Annotated in this window: 14 protein-coding genes; 6 read left to right on the forward strand and 8 right to left on the reverse strand. The window is 62.2% G+C overall.

Annotated elements, in window-relative coordinates; genetic code table 11:
• Window positions 1-4 precede the first annotated feature (4 nt).
• Both NKJ00_RS10780 and NKJ00_RS10785 read right to left on the reverse strand, forming a co-directional pair.
• On the reverse strand, window positions 5-1,789 hold the full coding sequence (locus tag NKJ00_RS10780; protein ID WP_502895799.1) for a bifunctional alpha/beta hydrolase/class I SAM-dependent methyltransferase: 1,785 nt from the start codon (window positions 1,787-1,789) through the stop codon (window positions 5-7).
• 51 nt (window positions 1,790-1,840) lie between these two features.
• A complete protein-coding gene (locus NKJ00_RS10785) occupies window positions 1,841-2,449 on the reverse strand; it encodes a CDP-alcohol phosphatidyltransferase family protein (protein ID WP_352629679.1) in 609 nt (202 codons plus the stop codon).
• A 213-nt stretch (window positions 2,450-2,662) separates the two neighbouring features.
• On the opposite strand from NKJ00_RS10785, the gene NKJ00_RS10790 reads away from it, so the two are divergent.
• From NKJ00_RS10790 to NKJ00_RS10800, 3 genes are all read left to right on the forward strand, one after another.
• On the forward strand, window positions 2,663-3,142 hold the full coding sequence (locus NKJ00_RS10790) for a MarR family winged helix-turn-helix transcriptional regulator (protein ID WP_023813527.1): 480 nt from the start codon (window positions 2,663-2,665) through the stop codon (window positions 3,140-3,142).
• The gene (locus NKJ00_RS10795) at window positions 3,139-4,320 is read left to right on the forward strand and encodes an HlyD family secretion protein (protein WP_127289040.1); all 1,182 of its coding nucleotides are present in this window, start codon (window positions 3,139-3,141) and stop codon (window positions 4,318-4,320) included. The genes NKJ00_RS10790 and NKJ00_RS10795 overlap by 4 nt, the downstream gene beginning before the upstream one ends.
• 304 nt (window positions 4,321-4,624) lie before the next feature.
• Window positions 4,625-6,157 (forward strand): DHA2 family efflux MFS transporter permease subunit, encoded by a 1,533-nt coding sequence (locus NKJ00_RS10800; RefSeq protein ID WP_023813528.1) that lies wholly within the window; start codon window positions 4,625-4,627, stop codon window positions 6,155-6,157.
• A gap of 9 nt (window positions 6,158-6,166) precedes the next feature.
• On the opposite strand, the gene NKJ00_RS10805 is transcribed toward NKJ00_RS10800, so the two are convergent.
• Both NKJ00_RS10805 and NKJ00_RS10810 read right to left on the reverse strand, forming a co-directional pair.
• Window positions 6,167-6,676, reverse strand: coding sequence for a CAP domain-containing protein (locus tag NKJ00_RS10805; protein ID WP_352629682.1), 510 nt, complete (start codon window positions 6,674-6,676; stop codon window positions 6,167-6,169).
• Window positions 6,677-6,735: 59 nt separating this feature from the next.
• Entirely contained in the window at window positions 6,736-7,092 is a 357-nt protein-coding gene (locus NKJ00_RS10810) for a winged helix-turn-helix transcriptional regulator (protein WP_352629684.1), read from the reverse strand.
• A 106-nt stretch (window positions 7,093-7,198) separates the two neighbouring features.
• Here NKJ00_RS10810 and NKJ00_RS10815 point away from each other — a divergent pair, with 106 nt between their 5' ends.
• A complete protein-coding gene (locus NKJ00_RS10815; RefSeq protein WP_352629686.1) occupies window positions 7,199-7,915 on the forward strand; it encodes a glutathione S-transferase family protein in 717 nt (238 codons plus the stop codon).
• Window positions 7,916-8,049: 134 nt separating this feature from the next.
• Here the strand turns inward: NKJ00_RS10815 and NKJ00_RS10820 are convergent, their stop codons facing one another.
• Window positions 8,050-9,273, reverse strand: a complete 1,224-nt coding sequence (locus NKJ00_RS10820) for a TadE/TadG family type IV pilus assembly protein (RefSeq protein WP_128304793.1) — start codon at window positions 9,271-9,273, stop codon at window positions 8,050-8,052.
• Between the two features lie 300 nt (window positions 9,274-9,573).
• Between NKJ00_RS10820 and NKJ00_RS10825 the strand changes: the two genes are divergently transcribed.
• Window positions 9,574-10,398, forward strand: a complete 825-nt coding sequence (locus NKJ00_RS10825) for a DUF2189 domain-containing protein (protein WP_023813533.1) — start codon at window positions 9,574-9,576, stop codon at window positions 10,396-10,398.
• A 48-nt stretch (window positions 10,399-10,446) separates the two neighbouring features.
• Here the strand turns inward: NKJ00_RS10825 and NKJ00_RS10830 are convergent, their stop codons facing one another.
• Window positions 10,447-11,196, reverse strand: a complete 750-nt coding sequence (locus NKJ00_RS10830; RefSeq protein WP_352629688.1) for a CTP synthase C-terminal region-related (seleno)protein — start codon at window positions 11,194-11,196, stop codon at window positions 10,447-10,449.
• 81 nt (window positions 11,197-11,277) lie between these two features.
• Here NKJ00_RS10830 and NKJ00_RS10835 point away from each other — a divergent pair, with 81 nt between their 5' ends.
• Entirely contained in the window at window positions 11,278-12,147 is an 870-nt protein-coding gene (locus tag NKJ00_RS10835; RefSeq protein WP_164892996.1) for a LysR family transcriptional regulator, read from the forward strand.
• 39 nt (window positions 12,148-12,186) lie between these two features.
• On the opposite strand, the gene NKJ00_RS10840 is transcribed toward NKJ00_RS10835, so the two are convergent.
• Window positions 12,187-12,819 (reverse strand): LysE family translocator, encoded by a 633-nt coding sequence (locus NKJ00_RS10840; protein ID WP_023813536.1) that lies wholly within the window; start codon window positions 12,817-12,819, stop codon window positions 12,187-12,189.
• Between the two features lie 131 nt (window positions 12,820-12,950).
• The gene (locus NKJ00_RS10845; protein WP_023813537.1) at window positions 12,951-14,936 is read right to left on the reverse strand and encodes a TadE/TadG family type IV pilus assembly protein; all 1,986 of its coding nucleotides are present in this window, start codon (window positions 14,934-14,936) and stop codon (window positions 12,951-12,953) included.
• Window positions 14,937-15,083: the final 147 nt, after the last annotated feature.

A 15,083-nucleotide genomic window follows, 5' to 3' on the forward strand; every position in this document is an offset into this window, starting at 1 on the left:
CTGTTCAGCGGCGCCGCGCGACCGAGACGGTGAAGATGCCCCATTGGTCGATGCGCTGGTCGAGCTTTTCGAAACCGGCGGCTTCGACGAGCTGGTCCATCTCGCCTTGCGTGCGACGCCGCATGACCCAGGCCTCGCCGCCGCGATGCGAGGTCAGGCTGCGGGCGATCATCTCGAGCTGCGGGTGCCAGGGCTGGTTAGTGTAGAGCAAAAGGCTTCCCGGCTGCATGGCGCGGGCGAGCCCACCGAGCGAGCGGGCGATCATCGCATTGTCCGAGAACAGCTCGTAAAGGCCGGAAACGATGGCGAGGTCGGGCGCTGGATCGGCGCCGGCGAGCATGTCGGCATCGAAAGCGTCCGCACGCTGGAACGAGACATCAGCCGGCAATTGCCGCTCAGCGATCAGCTTGCGGCCAAGCTGGACGTTGAGGTCGGAATAATCCTGCAGGCGAACGCTCGCTGGCTGGTCGGGGCTCTTCGCGATGGCATCGAGAACATAGCGGCCATGGCCGGCGGCGATGTCGAGAATGTGCGCCGGCCGACCAGCGGCCTTGAGCGTCGCCAGGCAAGAGCCGATGAGCTCTTCGAGATGCAGCTTGCGCTGGCGGATGCCGCGCCAGCCGATGGCTTCCAGGAAGACGCGGTCGACGACGCGGCCAAGGGGCGTAAGCCCGCGCGCGTCGTTCTCGTAGACGTAATCCAATGTCGAGCCGGAATCGAAGCCGGTGGCGATGCCGGTCTTCATACCTTGCGAGACCCAGGCACCCATGCGGATGGAGGCGCGGCTGAATGCCCAATAGAGGCCCTTGGGCGACATCAGAGCGAGCGGCGAGGCAAGCCGGTCGGCCTCGTCGCGGGTGTAGCCGGCGATGTCCGCCTGCTTCAGGTCGACCGGCGCGTCCGGTGCCGCGAATTGCCTGGCGAGGAACGGCCGGATCAGCTCGAGGGCCTGCGCCCGGTCGCGTTCGCCCAGCGTGTCGTGAAAGAAGCCCGGCAGCACATGGCGTTCCTTGGTGCGGCTGCCGAGATTGACGAAGAACTCGTGCTGCGGGCCGTGGCGCACCACCCAGTCGCTGCCCGAGAGCAGAAGCTGGGTCGGCACGCTGATGGCGCGGGCGTCAGCGACGATGCGTGCGGCATGCTGGTAGAGTTCGACCAGGATGTTGGAAGCGATCGGCCGCGCGATCAGCGGATCGCTCTCGAAGGAGGCGATGCGCACAGGATCATGGGTCAGGAATTTCGCCTTGACGTAGGAATTGACGAAAAAGCGGCCCTTGATCTTCTGCCAGAGCGCGATGCCCTCCTTGGCGAAGGGTACGTAGAGTTTCACCGAGAAGGCCGGTGAAGCCAGCACCATGGCGCGCAGCTTCGGCGCATAGTCATGCACCCAGGCGGCGGCGAGCACGGCGCCGAAGGACTGCGCGATCAGCGCGATATCCCCAGTGGCGACGCCATCCCTGGCTGCAATCTCGCGCATGAAGCAGTCGATGTCGCGCACCAGCGCCGAGAAGTACGGGGCATAGCCGCGCTCGCCGGATGAGCGGCCATTGCCGCGGGCGTCCCAGGCATAGAAGGCGTGGTCCGGCATCCGCAATTCATCGACGAGATGGGCCATGCGGCCGCCATGCTCGTGGCCGCGATGGAAGAGCACCACCGCGCCCTTGGCACCGGCGGAGTCCGCCGGCCAGAATCGGTAGAAGATCTCCGTCCCGTCATGGCTGCGGAAAACCCGCTCCTGCGCTTGCCGCGCAAGGCTTTGCGTGGCCGCGGCGGCGATCGGTTCGTGCATCATGGTCTTTTCCCTCTGGCGGCCCAATGGCGGCATGGCGAGCCTCGATGCTCAGCTGGCGCTGCCAATAAGGCCGGCGCGTATCCGGTTTATGGCGGTCAGCAGCGAAAGCGTTGCCATGGCCGGAAACACAAATGGCGCGATGGATGCCGGCCACAGCCCGGCGGCGCACAGCACGGCGACCACACCCAGTGCCAGCGCCCTGTCGCTCTTGCCGAACGGCCCGGCATAGTTGCGTCCGACCTTGGCGGCGATGCCGAGCACGCCGGCGAACTCGGTCAGCACGGCCGATATCGCGAAGGCGATGACGCCCCATGCGCCAAACTCCGGAAAGACGGCAAAAGGAAGAATCAGCGCGAGGTCCGAAACGACGTCGCACAACTCGTTCAGATACATGCCAAGCGTCGAGGCTTGGCCATGCTCGCGCGCCAGCATGCCGTCCACGGCATTCAGCGCCATGCGCACGAACATCACCGCGGGGATAAGCAACAGCAGCCAGCGCCATTCGTGCCAGATCGCAATGGCCGCGCCGGCGGTTATCGACATCACGGCCGCCAGGATGGTTATGCTGTTTGCGGTGACCCCGATTGCCGCCAGCCGATTGACCAGCGGCCGCAGTCGACCCTGGAAGGCCGGCTTGAGAGCGTAGAGCGTCGGCATTTTCGTGATCCCCCGATCCTGACCAACGGCTGTACATCAATATGTCAGACCCGACCAGCATGACGTGGCGGAGCGGCGAAGCCGGCTGGCATGGCGACAGGCGATCACCAATCGGTAACCATGCCTGCATCGCATGACTGTCGTGCATATCTGCCGGCTTCTTACGCAACGCGGCATCTTGAATAGTGAGCACGCTTATTATATATCCCGCTCATGGTTTCCGATGGCATCGACAGATTGGGCTTCTTGATTCACGACGTGCAGCGCCTGATGCGCAAGCGCTTCGAGGCGAGGGCCAGTGGCTTGGGGCTTTCTTCGGCGCAATGGCGGCTTCTGGTCCGCGTTGCCAAGGAAGACGGCGTCGCGCAGGCACGGCTGGCCGAACTTCTCGAAATCGAGCCGATCAGCGTTTCGCGCCTGGTCGACCGCATGGAGGAGGGAGGCTGGATCGAGCGTCGTGCCGACGCCGCCGATCGTCGCGTCCGCATGATCTTCCTGACGCCCAAGGCGAGCGACGCCTACGCCGTGATCAAGAGCATTGCCGGAGAAGTCTATGAGGAATCGCTGGTCGGCGTGAAGCCGGAAGCCCGTCGCGTCCTCGTCGAAGGGCTCGAGGCGATGGTCCGCAACCTGACCGACGACGAGACGCCGTCCATTGAAAAAGTGAAGAATACAGAAGGCGCAGCAGCATGAACGCGGTAGCCAAGATAGACAAGAACACGACCGAACTGGAGATGGAAGCGCCGGCGCAGCCGGCCGCGGCCCCGGTGGCGGTTGCTCCCCCAGTGCAGCCGGCCTCGGCGCCGGTGAAGAAAAAGCGCCGGCTGGGCCGCCTTCTGCTGATGGTTGCGCTGCCCGCGGCACTCGCTGTCGGGGGCGGCTACGTCTGGGTCACCGGCGGCCGCTACCAAGAGACCGAGAACGCCAACCTGCAGCAGGCCAAGGTGTCGATCGCTTCCGACACGGCAGGCCGCATCGTCAAGGTCGACATCTTCGATAACCAGCTGGTCAAGCAGGGTGACGAGCTCTTTGCCATCGACCCCGAGCCATACCGGATCGCGCTGGCGCAGGCCGACGCGGCGGTGGCGGGCGCGCGTCTCAATGTCGAGCAGCTGCGCGCGGCCTATGGCCAGTCGATGGCTCAGCAGAAGTCCGATGCCAGCCAGGTCGTCTTCGCCCAGTCGCAGTTCGACCGCGCCGCCGATCTTGCCCAGAAGGGCATCAACGCCAAATCGTCGCTGGACGAGGCCAAGAACGATCTCGACAAGGCCAAGCAGCAGCTGGCCGTTGCCGAGCAAGGCATCATCAGCGCCAAGGCAGCCCTTGGCGGCAATCCCGACATCGAGACCGACAAGCACCCGACCGTGATGGCCGCGCTCGCCGCGCGCGACAAGGCGGCCTACGACCTGGCGCAGACCACGGTCAAGGCGCCGGCGGACGGCATCGTCAGCCAGGCCTCATCGTTTAAGGTCGGCCAGTATGTCGGTTCCGGCACGCCGCTGTTTTCACTGGTCGAGACCGGCGACACCTGGATCGATGCCAATTTCAAGGAAACACAGCTCACCCACATGAAGCCCGGCCAGAAGGCCGAGATCGTGGTCGACACCTATCCAGGGCGCACCTTCGAGGCGACGGTCAAGGCGATCGGCGCCGGCACGGGAGCCGAGTTCTCGCTGCTGCCAGCCCAGAATGCCACCGGCAACTGGGTCAAGGTCACACAGCGCATCCCGGTTCGTCTCGAACTGACCGATGCGGACGCCAAGATGGCGTTGCGCACCGGCATGAGCGCCACCGTTACCGTCGACACCGGCGTGGCGCGTGGCCTGCCTTCGATCTTCGGTCACGCCACGGCTGGCGAGGCCGCGCAGTAACGTCAACAGAATGCCGCAGGACCAGCGGCGGAGGTTAATAGCAGGATTGGTCTGATGGGAGGAACTGGAGAATCAGCGTTTGGGCGTGCCGCGTAGCGGCCTGGCCGAAATCTGAAATCTCCGAGGCAGCCCCGTCGGTCCTCATGTTTCCGGGCGGCAGGCATCCGCTCATCAGAGACTTTCAGTCGATGTAACCCCCACATCGACAATCGCGTCCCACCGCGACGAGGGTCTCTCAACGGAAGGCGTTGCCGCCCGGAAACCCCTTGTACACGTTTTTGTTACCTGCTGGAAGTTTCATGCCATGAGCACGCCCGAACCCTTCAAAGAAGTGCCGCATCGCGGCCTGATCACGGTCGCGCTCATGCTGGCGACGATCATGCAGGCTCTCGACACGACGATCGCCAACGTCGCGCTGCCGACCATGACCGGCGATCTCGGCGCCTCACCCGACAACATCAACTGGGTGCTGACCTCCTACATCGTTGCCGCCGCCATCATGACGCCGGTCACCGGCTGGCTGGCCGATCGCTTCGGCCGCAAGGAACTGTTCCTTGGGGCGGTTGTCGGTTTCACCGTGTTTTCGATGCTGTGCGGTATCGCCTGGAGCCTGGAGAGCATAGTGTTCTTCCGGCTGATGCAAGGCGTGTTCGGCGCCGCCATCGTGCCGCTGTCGCAAACCTTCCTGCTCGACATCAACCCCAGGGAACGCCACGGCCAGGCAATGGCCATCTGGGGCGCCGGCATCATGCTGGGGCCCATCCTGGGTCCGACGCTCGGCGGCTGGCTGACCGAGAATTTCAACTGGCGCTGGGTGTTCTTCATCAACCTGCCGGTCGGCATCATCGCCTTCCTCGGCATGGCCGCCTATCTGCCGGCGGTTGCCCGGCGGGTGCGCAGCTTCGATTTCTTCGGCTTCGCCATGTTATCGCTCGGTGTCGGTGCGCTGCAGCTGCTGCTCGACCGCGGCGGCGAGGTCGACTGGTTTTCCTCGGTCGAGATCTGGATCGAGCTTGCTCTTTCGATCACCGGATTCTGGGTGTTCATCATCCACACGCTGACGGCGGAACGTCCTTTCATCGATCCCAAGATCTTCCTCGACCGCAATTTCGTGACCGGGCTGGCATTCATCTTCGTCATGGGCGTGCTGATCCTGGCCTCGATGTCGCTGCTGCCGCCGATGCTGTCGACCATCTTCGGCTATCCGACCGTCACCATCGGTGTCGTGTTGGGGCCGCGCGGTGTCGGCACCATGATTTCGATGCTTGTCGTCGGGCGGCTCATGAGCAGGATCGACGCCAGGATTCTTGTCGTCATCGGCTTTCTGCTCACGGCGCAATCGCTCTACACCATGTCCAGCTTCACGCCACAGATGGACAATTGGCTGATCCTCAGCTCCGGCGTCATCCAGGGCCTGGGGATGGGAATGGTGTTCGTGCCGCTGTCGACCGTCGCCTTCGCCACGCTTGACGTGCGCTTCCGCACCGATGCCACGGCTTTGTTCAGCCTGGTGCGCAATCTTGGCTCATCCATCGGCGTGTCGGTCGTGACGGTTCTGATGGTGCGCAACACGCAGGTCAACCACACCGAGCTTTCGGCCTTCATCAACCCGTTCAATCCGAATCTGTGGGCGGTCTCTCCAGCCGCCGCGAGCGGCGATCCTATGGCGCTCTCACAGGTCGATCGCATGGTCAATCTCCAGGCGATGATGATCTCCTACGTCAACGACTTCAAAATGCTCATGGTGATGACGCTGCTTGCCATTCCGTTTGTTTTCCTGCTGCGCAAGCCGAAGCAGGCGCCTGCCGGCGGCGCGCCGGCAGCGCATATGGACTAGCTTTCCATCCTATTTCCCGAGCACCAGGCTCCAGTAACGGAGCTTGCTGTCGCCGCCGTCGCGCACATAGGCAAGGCCGAAGCGGGTGAAGCGCGGGTCGAGCATGTTGCGGCGATGGCCTGGTGAGTGCACCCAGATGTCGAACAGCTTCTCGAGGTCGAAACGGCCCTCGGCGATGTTCTCCGCCGCGGCACCGGAAATTCGATTGTCCTTGACGCGCGAGGCGAAATCCTTGCCCCAGCCGGTGGTGTGGCTCATGCGGCGGCGCTGCGCCATGTAGCCGGCCTGCTGCAGGGCGGCCTGTTCGAGCTGCCGGTCGGGGACCATCGGCGCGAGCCCGGCCGAGGCGCGGATGCTTGCCAGCGTGCCGGTGGCGGAGGAGGAGACCCCGGCGCCTTCGCCGGTTGGCAGTGAAACGGTGCTGCAGGCGGCGAGGCCCGCCAGGGCTGCGAGGCCGGCCAGCACCATGCGCCTGTTCAGTTTCGGCATCGGGTGGGTTTCGATTTTCGCTATGGTCATGCCCCTGAGATAACGTCGATCATGGCTTTTGCCGGGCAGAGCGGCGAAAATCGAAGATGTTAGGCGGCAGTATCGAGATCTGCGTCCGAGGAACCGCGCATCCGGTCGTCTTCCGTATGCACCCACCACGAGCCCAGCGCGTCGATGAGCGGTACAAGCTTGCGGCCAGGCGCCGTGAGGTCATAGTCGACCCGCAGCGGATAGCCGGAGTGCGCCGTTCGCCGCACGATGCCGGCTTCCTCCAGCTTGCGCAGTTCCAGAGCCAGAATGCGGTGCGACACGGTGGGGTTGTCGCGCCTCAGGTCGCTGAACCGCTTGGTCCCGTCCTTCAGATAGTAGAGCAGCAAAGTGGGCCAGCGGCCGCTGAGCACGCGCATGGTCTCTTCGATCGGACAGCATGAGACGACGTCTTTCATGGGCGGATCCTGGTTACAGAATTGTGCGTAATTTACATGGGACGACCAGCGTTTAGGGTCAAGTTTCGCTGCGCGGCGTGATCTCCTCAATCACGGAAGAAAACAAATGGAACCTATCCTGCTTTATGGCTTCCCGGCGGGAAGCTCGATGGGGCTCGTCGCTGCCTTCGAACGCGTCGGGCAACCCTATCGCCTGTGCCGCGTCGACATGCTCACCGAGATGAAAAACGATGCCTATGCCAGCATCAACGACCGTCAGGAAACGCCGGTGCTGATCACCGACGAAGGCCGGGTGCTCACCGAGACAATGGCCATCGCCGCATGGCTCGAAGCCCGCGACACACAGCGTCGCATCAGCTTCGAACCGCGCACGCCGCAAGCCGACCGCATGCACCAGCTGATGGCCTTCGTGAACACCGGCTTCACCGCCGCCTTCAGCCCGCTCTGGGTGGCATGGGAAATGGCGGCGGATGAACCGGCGCTGAAGGCGACCTTGCGCGCCTTCGGCCGCAAGGCCGTTGCGGAACGTCATGATCGGCTCGAGGCGATGATCGCCGATACGGATTTCCTGGTCGGCGACGGGCTGACTCTTGCCGATACCACGCTGATCGGCGTGGCACGCTGGGCGGAATTTCACCAGGCGATCGACGGCGCTGCCTATCCCAAGCTGGCCGGATTGCGCCTTCGCATCGAAGCCGATCCGGCCGTGCGTTATGCCCTGGCTGTCGAGGATGGCGAACAGCCCGCCGGTTCTGGCGCCTGCCTTGGCCACGTCCCCCTGACTGAGGTGATCGATCGCTTCGCTGCACCGGCGCAATCGTAGCGATACCCCATTTTCAACCAGGATGTGCCTTTGTGAGAGGCACTGATCTGCCGGAGTGCGGTCGCCGCACTCCGGCATTGTTAAACGCGACCGCCATTTTTCTCAACGCGACCGCTTGGGCCGCCTGTCGTTTCTCATTTCACCAGAGTGATCATCCGATCGGCATACATTGTGCGATTTCCGAGCGCCGCCGCGCAGTCCGACTTGACGGACGAGTTTCCGGTCATCTGTATCGTATTGCCGACAAGCCTGAGACAGTTGCCCTGGGCGCTCATATCAGAGTTGCCGGCGTAGGAAATGGGCGCGTCCGGCGCGTAGATAAAACCGCTGATCACGGAATTTGCGCCGCCATTCAATGTCAGAGCAGACGTGTTGCCGTGATCCTGAAAAATGGTGATACCGGCATAAGGGCCGCTGGTGGGCGGGGAAAGGTTCACCTTCTCATTGGCATTTATGTAGATCTGAGCGCTTTCCATGAGGAATATGGTCACGCCCTGGCCAGTCAGGCTGCCGTTTCCCCCTGGCTTTATGGTGGTGCCGCGCATGATGTAGACGCCCGGATTAAGCGTGATGTTTCCCGACAATGTCTTGTCGCAATAAGTGCCTGGCGACAGCGTGTAGGTTTTGCCGTTCGGGACCGGCAAACACAATGTGTAAGGGGGAGGAACGACGTCGGCCAGCGGATCAAAGGATGCGTACCGATGTTCGTGCGGCGTTCCGCAGGCGAGACTGGCGCTGGGTGGCAACAGCCCGCTGGTGCCGCCGACAGTTGAGACACAGCCCGCTGAAACCAGGGCGGAGCCGCCCCTGTTCACGGAATCGGGGGCGTCCGAGTTCGCCGCGATCACACAATTGTCCATCGAGACGTTGGTCGAGCCCTGCAGGTTCACGGCGGCGGACGCATGCGGATCGAGCGCCAGCACGCAGGCCTGCGCGCCAGGTTTTATCTTGACCGAGGCCGAGCGGTAGGCCTGCCAGGGGGCCGAGGCGCTGATGAAGCTTGGGCGGCTTATGCTGGACGACAGCGAGATAAAGTAGGCGCTTGGGCTGCCGCTTGCCGTTGCCGCGAAAGCGGAGACGCTGCCCAGATATTCCTGCTGGTCGGCCACGCTCATATTGGCGGCGAAGAATTGCAGCCCAAGCTGCTGGACATCGCCGGCCGCCATATCGGGAGAGAACTTCGTGCCGATGGCGAGCCCCGCCGCGTCAAGCGAGTTCTGTAGTTGCGAGGCGTCATGGCTCGTGCCGATCAGATCAACGGCGCCGGCCAAACCAATCATTATCGGCAGCATCCCGATGGCGGTCGTTATGGCAAAGTTGCCACGCTCCGAAGACCAGAAGCCTTTCAATGCGAACATAGTTCCTCGCCGAACTTCGTAAAGCTCAGGTGATACGCCAAAGATCCCTACGAGCAATTTAAGTAAATGCTAAAATGCGTAAATGCTAAAATGCAGCACAATGATTGGTCAAAATGAAGGACCGCCAAGGTACGCCATATGAGAGGTCATACGGAGAGTTGAACACTACGAGGAGTTGCTCCCCAGGCAATTGACGCGGCGACAATCGCCGCCAACTCTGCTATAGTGCCTCTCGTTCTTGAAGTGGCAGCTCTGGCGGCCATCCTGGCGGTGACCGCCCCGACACACGGGAGGAAGGTTATGGCCGGCTTTCATGTCATGGCGGACGCACGTGGAATGCATGTGCAGCCAACGGTGCGCCGCATCACCACGTCGGACCTTTGGGATGCGCTGCGCCTCGGCGTCGAGGATTTCTGGGCAAAACCTTCGCACTATGTGTTCCTGTGCTTGATCTATCCCATCGTCGGCCTGATCCTGACGCAGTGGACGTCCGGGGCCAACGCCATCCAGCTCATCTATCCCCTGATGTCGGGTTTCGCGCTGGTCGGGCCCTTTGCGGCGCTCGGCCTTTACGAGATCAGCCGCCGGCGCGAACTCGGCATGAACACCTCCTGGCGGCACGCGTTTGATGTGCGGCGCTCGTCCGCGGTTCCGTCGATCGCCGTCATCGGGATCATGCTGGTGGCGCTGTTCCTGTTATGGCTCTACACCGCGCAATCGATCTACACCGGCCTGTTCGGCGACCAGCCGCCGGCCTCGATCGGTGGCTTCATCCGCGACGTGCTGACCACCAGCAAGGGCTGGACGCTGATCCTTGCCGGCAATGCCGCGGGCTTTGTCTTTGCCGTAATCGTGCTGGCCACCACCGTGGTTGCCTTCCCGCTGCTGCTCGACCGTGACGTCGGCGCCGTTTCGGCGATCGAGACCTCGGCCCGGGCGGTAATGGCCAACCCGCTGCAGATGGCGCTGTGGGGCTTGCTGGTCGCCGTGCTTCTGGTGATCGGTTCCATCCCGCTGTTTGCCGGGCTAGCCGTCGTCATGCCGGTGCTCGGCCATGCCACCTGGCATCTCTACCGCAAGGTGGTCGAGCCCGAGCGGGCGCAGCAGACAAGGCGGCCGATGTAGGGTGCGCTGTCGCTAACTTCTTGCAATCACTCAACGACGATAGGCCGTTCAGCGATTGAGCTGGGAAACATCACCGCCCCAAAACGCGGCGCGCGGTCTTGACCGGGCGCTTTCCAGGAAGGCGACAATGATTGGATGCGGGTGCTGCTTTGTCGACGTCAGCTGCGGCACGAAGAGCGTGGCAAGGTAGAATGGGTGGGATGGCAGCAGGAGGACGCGAGCCTCGCCATTCGAATCCGTGCCGACAATGTGAAAGCCGCCGGCGTCCAGTTCTTTCTGGTAGGCTGGATTGATGCCGAAGTTGCAATAGTAGCGCTCTTTCGTGTTCGTTTGTCCATAAATCCGCGCTGCCCGGCTCCCTCGCGTCAGAAATACGTCCATGGTTTGCCCAACGAGTGAACAGGTCAGCTGTGTGACGAACAGGGTGGAAGCATAGGGATCGTATTCCGCATGCTCGGCGTCCTGGAAACCCAGCACGTTGCGGGCATATTCGACGACCATATGCTGGCAACCGCCGCAGGTTCCCAAAGCAGGAATTTCGTTTTCCCTGGCATGCCGGATGGCATTCAGAGCGCCATTCATGCTCCTGTACGGGCTGCCTGGAGCGATCCAGATCGCATCAAAAGGTGCCAGCTTGTCGCTGACCCCGGTGATCAGTTCTTCGGTCGAAATCCACTGGTGTTCGTACTGGATACCGAGCGTGGACCCGGCATGATCCAGCGCTTCGTCCATCTTGGCGTGTGGTTCGAAAGATGGCGTGTATTCACCGATCAGCGCCAATGCGAGTCGTTGTGTCATGAGAGCTCCTATGAATTGAAGTGAGCTTCCAGATGCGTTATCGGAGATGCATAAGTAAAATGCATTCGGATGATATCTATCATGACTATCACTAATATCACTCTCGCTCAGCTGCGGGTTCTGACCATGATTGTCGAAGACGCGAGCTTTTCGACGGCCGCTACGCGGATCGGCATGACGCAGTCGGGCGCAAGCCAGGCGATGAGAAGCCTTGAAGGCGTTCTTGGAGTGAAGCTTCTGGTTCGCGGCAAGAACGGGGTGTTTCCGACGGAAATTGGACAAGCAGTGCTTCAGGATGCGCGAGAGGCCGTTCTGGCCATCGAGCGAATCCAGCAAAGGAGCGCCGCAGCTTCAGGCGCTCAGACCGGGCGGTTGCGCATTGGAAGCGTGGCAAGCGCGGTAGAGCGTTTGCTGCCGCAAATACTTGCCCGCTTCCAGCGGCTTTTCCCCGGCGTCGAACTGGTTTTGCTGGAAGGAACCGATCATGAGGTTCTGGAATGGGTTGAAACAGCAGTCGTTGACGTCGGCCTGACCTCCGAACAATCAGCCGAAACTGTCGGGGATGTAGTCCTGGAGGATGATTTCGTCTTTCTTGCTGCTTGCGACCACCCGCTAGCAGCGACGGCGCGCGTCAAATTGTGCGACCTGGCCGACGAGAATTTCATCATGTCGGGCTCTGGTTGCGAGCCGGTCATCCGTCAGCTCTTCGCATCCGTGAACATCTCGCCTAAGGTTGTCCTTACGGTTCGCGATACGGCTGCCCTGGTGGAAATGGTGTCGCAGGGGATCGGTGTGACACTGATGCCTGAGCTTTCCACTCCGGAAGGAGACGCTCGCGTGTGTCGAATTCCCATTGTTCCTTGTGTTCAGAGGCGGCTGCTCGTTGTCAGTCTTGCAAGGGCCAATCGTTCGCCAGCCGCGGAGAAATTCGTGCAGCTGCTGGCGCCCTGACGTTTCTAGCTCAGCTCGCGATCATCGTCCAAGGCGAATTCAGCGCTGCGCCTCTGTCGCCATCTTCAGCGCAAGTGCCGCCAGCACGGTGCCCATCATCCAGCGCTGGATGACCAGCCACAAAGGCCGTCCGGCGAGAAAGGTGGCGATCGAGCCGGCCGTCACCGCGATGACGGCATTGACGCTGAGACTGATCGAAATCTGCGTCGCGCCGAGCACCAGTAGCTGCGACAGGACGTGGCCTTTGCCGGGGCTGATGAACTGCGGCAACAGCGACAGATAGAGCACGGCCACCTTCGGATTGAGCAGATTCGTCATCAGGCCCATGGCGAAAAGCTTGCGCGGCCTGTCCCTCGGCAATTCGCGCACTTCGAACGGCGAGCGTCCGCCCGGCTTCACCGCCTGCCAGGCCAGCCACAGGAGATAGAGCACGCCGGCAAAGCGCAGCGCGTCATAGGCGTAGGGCACGGCGAGCAGCAGCGCGGTGATGCCGAACGCCGCCGCCAGCACATAGAAGACAAAGCCGAGTGCCACGCCGCCAAGCGAGATGAGCCCCGCCTTCGGCCCCTGCGACAGGGAACGCGAGATCAGATAGATCATGTTGGGGCCAGGCGTCAGCACCATGCCGAGGCAGACCAGCGCGAAGGCGAGATGATTGGCCGTTTCGGGCATCTGTTCTTCCCCAGCGCGCCGCGAATGGATGCACGATCCGGCAGGCGGCCAACATGTGCCTGTCCCGGCAGGCGCGCGCAAGTGCATGGCGGCGCCAGCCGTTGTTCCAGCTAGCCGCCGGTGCCTACGGATCAGCCGACGACGCGCAGGTTCGACAGTTCGTTGCCGATTTCCTTGAAATCGTTCGACAAGCTGGCGCCGGTGGCGTTCCAGAACAGTTTTGCCGGCTTGCTCGCGTCCGTTGGATCCTTGCGGAAGCGCGAGTTCGACGAGCAGGATTTCAGCGCCTCGATCGCCTGCTGGTCGGCGATTTTAGTCGTCGACAGATCGAGCGCCACAGTCATCACCATGATGTTGGCTGCCTTGGCGTTGTTGCAAAGCGTCGCCATCTGCTCGTTGAGCGCGTTGGTATAATTGCCGTTAGAATAATCGAATTGGCCAATGGTGCTCGATGTGCCCATGAACAGGCGGCCCACCGACGTGCCGTTGTAGCCGGGTTTGAGATAGCCGAAGGACGCATAGGTCGACTTCGAATCGGCGGGGTCGGAATAGCCGAGCGAGGAAGGCGTGTAGTAGGTGTTGGCGCCGTCGGTCAGCACGATCACGACCTTGTCGTTGCCCCTCTCGGTTTCCGGGCGTCCTTGCGTGAAGGGCTCGCCGCTCGAAACCACGCGCCATCCCCAGGCGATGCCTTCGGGAACATTGGTGCCGCCATCGGGCTTCATCAGGTCGATCGCGGCCTTGATCGCCGTGAGCCCAGTGGCAACGCTGACATCGGTCAGCGGCGTGATCGGGTTGGTGGAGCAGCTGTAGTTCGGCCCGTTGCCGGCGGCCAGCGCCGGCGCATTGATCGGCCGCGGCTGGAAATATTTGGCCATGTTGCGCAACCGGGATTGGCCGGTGCTGCTTGTCGGGTCGTCATTCCACCAGCTGTTGATAGCGCCATAGGCCGTCGGCGCGGCCTCATCCGGATCCTGAGTGATCTTCCAATGGTTGCCGGGTTCGTCAGGGGCGAACATCGGCACGAACATCGTCGCCGGATCGCCAATCCCTATGCCGGTGTTCGCAGAGCCGCCGGAAGGCGCCGCGTCGTTGACATTGTAGGGATAGGGCCTGGCCTCGACGCAACCCTGCCAACTGGCGAACGGGCCATAGGAATCGATGTAGTCGTATTCGTCGTGGTCGCGTTTGCAGGTGTTGTTCGAGTTGTATTCGTCGCAAACCACGCGCTTGCTGTTGGTGACACGCTCATGGTTGGTGACGACCTTCATGTCTCGGTAGAGCGAAAACCGGGTCAGCATCTGGCCTTCGCCGGTACCCCATCCGGTGCCGCGCTTGTACCAGATACCGTTGGTCTGCTGGGCGTATTTGTCGACCGCGTTCAGCGTCGACCAGTCGAAATTCTCGTTCGATACCGGCGACAGTCCTTCGGTGTCCATCCAGGACGCGTTACCGTTGCCGGGTCCGACATTGACCGAGGCGGCAAACGGCACGAGGCCGAACTGCACCGGCCTGTCGACCTGCTTGATCATCGCCGCCTGCTGGGCCAGCGTGTCGACCAGCTGTTTGGCCGCGGTCTTGAGAAGGTCGATCCGCGTTTGCCCCGAGCCCGTTCCGGTCTTGGTCATCGACCCGGAATTGTCGAGCACCAGGGCGACTTCAAGAGTGTTCTTCAGCCGCACTTCCGAGGAGACGTTGAAGCTGATCTTCTGGTTGGCGTCGGTTTCGGATTTGCCGACGAGCTGACCGAAGACCGGATAGAAATAGGGCTTGTAGTCAAGCCGCGCGCTCATCTTGAGCAAGCCCCCGCCGGCGGTGTTGCTTGGCAAGGTGACGCTGAGCGTCGTGTTGGCAGGGTTGATCTTGTTGAGGTTGGCATTGAAGAAATCGAGCGCATAGGCTCTCAACTGGTCGTCGGTAGCACCTTCCGTCAGCCGGCGCGCCGTGGCGAAGTTTGCGGCATCGAGCGCATTCGAAACCGCCTGTTTTTCGCGGCTCATCTCGGTGAAGTCGACGGCCATCGCCAGGGCGCCCATGAGCGGAACCATCGCGACGACGGTCATAAGAGCATAGTTGCCGCGTTGGTCGCGGCAGAACTGACGCCAAAGTCCATGCATGTCTTGCAGCGGCCCCCGCCGGCGGATTCTCGATCAATGCCAGCTTTCCACAAAACGCTGAAGGCCGTGTTTGGGAAATCGCTCGATTGCCGGGGCAGCGCTTCACCAACCGCTAACCAATCGTGCCTGGCGAAAGCTGATGACAGG

This window comes from Mesorhizobium sp. M0227 (assembly GCF_040321855.1).
In the GTDB taxonomy this organism is placed as follows: domain Bacteria; phylum Pseudomonadota; class Alphaproteobacteria; order Rhizobiales; family Rhizobiaceae; genus Mesorhizobium.

Coding starts and splice junctions, on each gene's coding strand:
- NKJ00_RS10780 (WP_502895799.1), bottom strand. CDS start 1,789: ATGCACGAACCGATCGCCGCCGCGGCCACGCAAAGCCTTGCGCGGCAA.
- NKJ00_RS10785 (WP_352629679.1), bottom strand. CDS start 2,449: ATGCCGACGCTCTACGCTCTCAAGCCGGCCTTCCAGGGTCGACTGCGG.
- NKJ00_RS10790 (WP_023813527.1), top strand. CDS start 2,663: ATGGTTTCCGATGGCATCGACAGATTGGGCTTCTTGATTCACGACGTG.
- NKJ00_RS10795 (WP_127289040.1), top strand. CDS start 3,139: ATGAACGCGGTAGCCAAGATAGACAAGAACACGACCGAACTGGAGATG.
- NKJ00_RS10800 (WP_023813528.1), top strand. CDS start 4,625: ATGAGCACGCCCGAACCCTTCAAAGAAGTGCCGCATCGCGGCCTGATC.
- NKJ00_RS10805 (WP_352629682.1), bottom strand. CDS start 6,676: ATGACCATAGCGAAAATCGAAACCCACCCGATGCCGAAACTGAACAGG.
- NKJ00_RS10810 (WP_352629684.1), bottom strand. CDS start 7,092: ATGAAAGACGTCGTCTCATGCTGTCCGATCGAAGAGACCATGCGCGTG.
- NKJ00_RS10815 (WP_352629686.1), top strand. CDS start 7,199: ATGGAACCTATCCTGCTTTATGGCTTCCCGGCGGGAAGCTCGATGGGG.
- NKJ00_RS10820 (WP_128304793.1), bottom strand. CDS start 9,273: ATGTTCGCATTGAAAGGCTTCTGGTCTTCGGAGCGTGGCAACTTTGCC.
- NKJ00_RS10825 (WP_023813533.1), top strand. CDS start 9,574: ATGGCCGGCTTTCATGTCATGGCGGACGCACGTGGAATGCATGTGCAG.
- NKJ00_RS10830 (WP_352629688.1), bottom strand. CDS start 11,196: ATGACACAACGACTCGCATTGGCGCTGATCGGTGAATACACGCCATCT.
- NKJ00_RS10835 (WP_164892996.1), top strand. CDS start 11,278: ATGACTATCACTAATATCACTCTCGCTCAGCTGCGGGTTCTGACCATG.
- NKJ00_RS10840 (WP_023813536.1), bottom strand. CDS start 12,819: ATGCCCGAAACGGCCAATCATCTCGCCTTCGCGCTGGTCTGCCTCGGC.
- NKJ00_RS10845 (WP_023813537.1), bottom strand. CDS start 14,936: ATGCATGGACTTTGGCGTCAGTTCTGCCGCGACCAACGCGGCAACTAT.